Annotated in this window: 5 protein-coding genes; 1 reads left to right on the plus strand and 4 read right to left on the minus strand. The window is 58.8% G+C overall.

Annotated elements, in window-relative coordinates; all coding sequences use genetic code 11:
* Positions 1 to 415: 415 nt before the first annotated feature.
* From M3498_02240 to M3498_02255, 4 genes are all read right to left on the minus strand, one after another.
* Positions 416 to 1078, minus strand: a complete 663-nt coding sequence (locus M3498_02240) for a type II toxin-antitoxin system VapC family toxin (GenBank protein ID MDQ3458116.1) — start codon at positions 1076 to 1078, stop codon at positions 416 to 418.
* Complete coding sequence (locus tag M3498_02245; protein ID MDQ3458117.1) at positions 1075 to 1332, minus strand: type II toxin-antitoxin system prevent-host-death family antitoxin; 258 nt, start codon at positions 1330 to 1332, stop codon at positions 1075 to 1077. The genes M3498_02240 and M3498_02245 overlap by 4 nt, the downstream gene beginning before the upstream one ends.
* 139 nt (positions 1333 to 1471) lie before the next feature.
* Positions 1472 to 1987: an RES family NAD+ phosphorylase gene (locus M3498_02250; GenBank protein MDQ3458118.1), complete on the minus strand. Its 516-nt coding sequence runs from the start codon at positions 1985 to 1987 to the stop codon at positions 1472 to 1474.
* On the minus strand, positions 1984 to 2403 hold the full coding sequence (locus M3498_02255) for a DUF2384 domain-containing protein (GenBank protein ID MDQ3458119.1): 420 nt from the start codon (positions 2401 to 2403) through the stop codon (positions 1984 to 1986). The genes M3498_02250 and M3498_02255 overlap by 4 nt, the downstream gene beginning before the upstream one ends.
* Positions 2404 to 2704: 301 nt before the next feature.
* Here M3498_02255 and M3498_02260 point away from each other — a divergent pair.
* Positions 2705 to 3797: hypothetical protein (locus M3498_02260; protein ID MDQ3458120.1), on the plus strand; the 1093-nt coding region annotated here is incomplete at its 3' end.

A 3797-nucleotide genomic window follows, 5' to 3' on the forward strand; every position in this document is an offset into this window, starting at 1 on the left:
CGCCTCGCTAATCCGCCTTAACTCGCTCAGCATGGCTTGGCCTACATCGGACACTGTTCTCCCCTATCCAAACTCTATTCCACCAACTATACCACATTTCTACTGTACTAACAGTCCGATAACCCCCGCACCCCACACCAACTCATCCCCTCCTCTTTACCTATTGGGTTCCCTTAAGGTTTTACCAAAAAGTAAACCAGGAGGAAACCTGGGTACAGGGCAAGAGAAGGAAAGGTATGAGGGTGTAGGGTTATTGGACTAAAAGTACGGCGTGAGATGGGCTTGAGCTTTACTTTGACTGCTACAAGGTAATCAGGGAGAAGGGATGAGCAAAGAGAAACAGAAGAGGGCTCGAGGAGAAAAGCAAGTGGTGACCTTACTGCTGCCACGAATAACGCTATGGCCAAGAGAATGCTTACTTGAGGATTCTGCCATAGTAGGTACGGCCATCATTCTCTACGCGCACAACGGCCTGACTGGGGAGGTGATACCACAGCCCTCCGTGTTCGGCCTCAACGTCACGCAGGCACTCAAGCTCCCGGTTTTCGCGGCTTCCCTCGACGTGCCACTCGTGGGGGGTGAGCGTGTTAGCGAGGCTGAGGGTATTGATAACGGCGTCCACCGCGCTCGTGCCTTGGTTGATCTTCCGGGTGCTTGCCACAAACATGGTAACGATGCCCAGTTGCCGCGCGGTCTTAGCCATGCGCTCGTCACCTGTGATGAGGTCGCACCCGTACTGGACGACGACAGCAACATGGATCGCGTCGAGCGTGCGCAGCGCCATGGTGAATCCCCCGAGAAGCTCCGTGGCCGCCCGAATCAGCTGGCTGTCCACAATGATATAACGGTACGCACCGCGCCCGATGTCATCGCGGAACTTGTTTAGGGCGCGCAGCGCGTCGCTCCTGTTGTACCTGCCGCCGCGTACCTTCTGACCGAGGACGGCAACCATCTCACACTCGACGAGGCTGCTAACCGCAGGACTCGTGGTGGTGCTGATCAGAGCGTCGAACTTGGCACTGCGCGGTTCGGGAAGGTAGTAGGCGAGGAGGGCGCTCGTATCCAGATAGGTGCTCAAGCTCCATCCTCTGGGAGACCGTTGAGACGATCTTCACGCATTGCCTCCGCGAGTTCGCTGAACGTCTGCTCATCCGGATTCAACTGCTGTAGGCTAGCGCGGAACTCGGTGAGCTCGGGGAGCGGCGGCGTCGGAGGGGCGAGGCGCAAAACGTCCTTGCCTCTGTGGGTGACGATGATGTCTTCACCCGCTGCGACACGCTTGGCGAGGCTGGTGAGCTGCTGTCTGGCTTCGAGTACGCTGATCCGGGTCATACTGCCTCCTGAGTTCACTCTAGCAAGAAGTGGGCACTTCCACAAAGAAGTGCTCACCCTATAGCCAAAAGTACACTTGCAAAAGTGGAGGCTCGAGGGACGTCCCGTCTCTACTTCCGCAAGCTCGAGATAGGACGTCTCAACTACCTTGTGCAGTCAGGGGGACCAGCGTGGCGAGGCGCTCATCGAAGTGAAACTGCTGTGGCGCGGCAATTCGGGAGGTTTCGAAGGCAGGGTGCAAGGGGTTGACCAGGTAGTTGAACTCACTCGGGATGACGACGCTGGGCACTCTCAGAACGAGCGAGGCTTGCCGCTCGCTCCAGTTATCCCCGATGCGCTGGGTCGCCTTCAGGGGTGGGGCGTGCCAGTCCGGCGGCACCGGCTTGCGGTTCCAGTCCTCGGGCAGCGCGGTCTCAGCCAAGTAGGCGCTCTCACCCTCCTCGAAGGTAAAGCCGTACACCCAGACTCCCTCCAGCCCCCTCACGGAAAAGGTGTGAACCAGGCGCTCGAGCGCAGCCAGGGCGATCGAGGCCGAGGCGTAGACCAGTCTCGTGCCGGGCCCGTTCCAGCGGCCCCCATGCTTGGCCGCACCGAGCCCGCTGAAGGCGTCCTCGGGCCGGTGGTACGGTTCGCTGCTGAGCCGGTACGCCGTCAGAGGTAAACGCCATCGGCAATCTGCTCTAAGTAACGAGTCACGGCGTCCAGGCCGGGGGCGGTTGCGGCCAGCTCGAGTGGGACATGACCAAGCTGAGGGTTGGGCGTGCGCAACCAGCGCCTGGCATCCTCAGGCTCGCCGATGGCGCGCTCTGCCAGATTGAGGAGCTGCTTGATCCGGTAGAGGCGATTCGATTCCGCCGGGTTCAGCTGATCACCGCGCCGCCGGCTCAGGGTGCTGCGACTGATGCCAAGCACGCCGGCAAGCTGCTGCTGCGTCACCCCAAGGGTCTCACTCAGCCGCTCGAACTCCTCAAACGGGTAACCCGCTTCGATTTGGGTGATCTCATCGTAGAGGGGCGTCGCTCGAGAGGCGGCTTCGCGGGGTTCAAGGGTGGGTTCAAACACGAGCATCATGCTCACATGATACCTCAAGATGGCCCATATGGAAAGCAATGCAACAATGTCCAGGCGATCTTTCTAACATACTCACCTTACGCAGGTACTGTGCCAGCGCCTCTTTTTGTCATTGCGAGGAGCGACGAAGGAGCGGGTACGAAGTCGTGCGAAGCAACGTGGCAATCTTGTTTTACGTGTAGCGCATACAATACGAGATTGCTTCGCTTCGCTCGCAATGACAAGGTGCGTAAGGTGACAGACTCAGTAATGTTCAACTCAGCCATCACTCGAGTAGCCCCAACGCTACACTGAGAACAGCATGGTTTATGCCCTTCTCGCGGTACTGGCGTTCGTGTTCGGGAGCGGTTTTGTCCAGGCGGCCACACCCGACATCGTTCTGATAACCTTCTCCGGCCGTAGTGGCTTCCCTGCCTTGGGTGAATGCGGTCCAGGAACCTGCCCACCTCGCGATAACAGCACCTACCTCAGTGATCCTGAGCGCCGCACCGTCCAAACCCTTCAAGCGACCTTTGAGGAAAACGGGCTGAGTGTGTCGACATTCAATGCGTCCTCTTTCATTGAAAGGCACCACAGCTACCTCAGTAACCGTGATGAAGCTGGGTATGTGGAAGCGGAGGCATTCTTACTTGATGCTTACAGCCGCTTCATCAAAGACCGTGACGATCCTGCCCGCATCGTCCTCGTAGGGCACTCTCATGGCGCGGTGTGGGCAAGCCTCCTGGCATGGAAGCACTCGGAGGTCCCCATCGAATATCTTGTCTCGTTGGATAGTGTCTGTACCGGCTGGGCAGCGGACCACGCTGCGTACGTCCGGCAGCACTACGATTGGGATACCGAACGTTACCCTAGCCCTCTCGGTGCAACCCTCGACCCCTGCCGACTGACATTTGAAGGATTACCTGAACCACGCGCCGTGAGTGATGTCATTCCCTCGAATGTCAGGTACAACCTGGAGGTTCAGAGCGCACCCTTTAGGCTTGAGCTCAATCCGGAGCAGTTGGCGGAGGACCTCCTGGGTGCTCTGCTGGAGCGACCACCGAGCGTGGCGGACGCCGAGGCATTGCTTGATGAGGTAAAGAGACGGACGCAGGAACACGGCCAGGTCGCTGCGGAGTTCCTCCGCGATCTCAGGCCACTGGACCTCTTGGACTTCGCGAGGTACAGGCGGGATATGGAGGTGTTCCTCGAGAAGGACTGGAGGGAGTTTCTGGGGCTAGGTGTCGCTGCTGCTCAAGGGACGCTGAATCCACTTCACGACGGTGTGCGTAACGTTCGACCCACTGGGGAAACGGGTGGCATTTTTGTTTATCAGGCGCAGCGCGAGAATCACTCCGAGGTTACGTGGCATGATTCGGAGGCGATGGGTTGGGTGCGTGAAGCGTTGATGGCTC

The organism is Deinococcota bacterium, assembly GCA_030858465.1.
GTDB lineage: Bacteria > Deinococcota > Deinococci > Deinococcales > Trueperaceae > JALZLY01.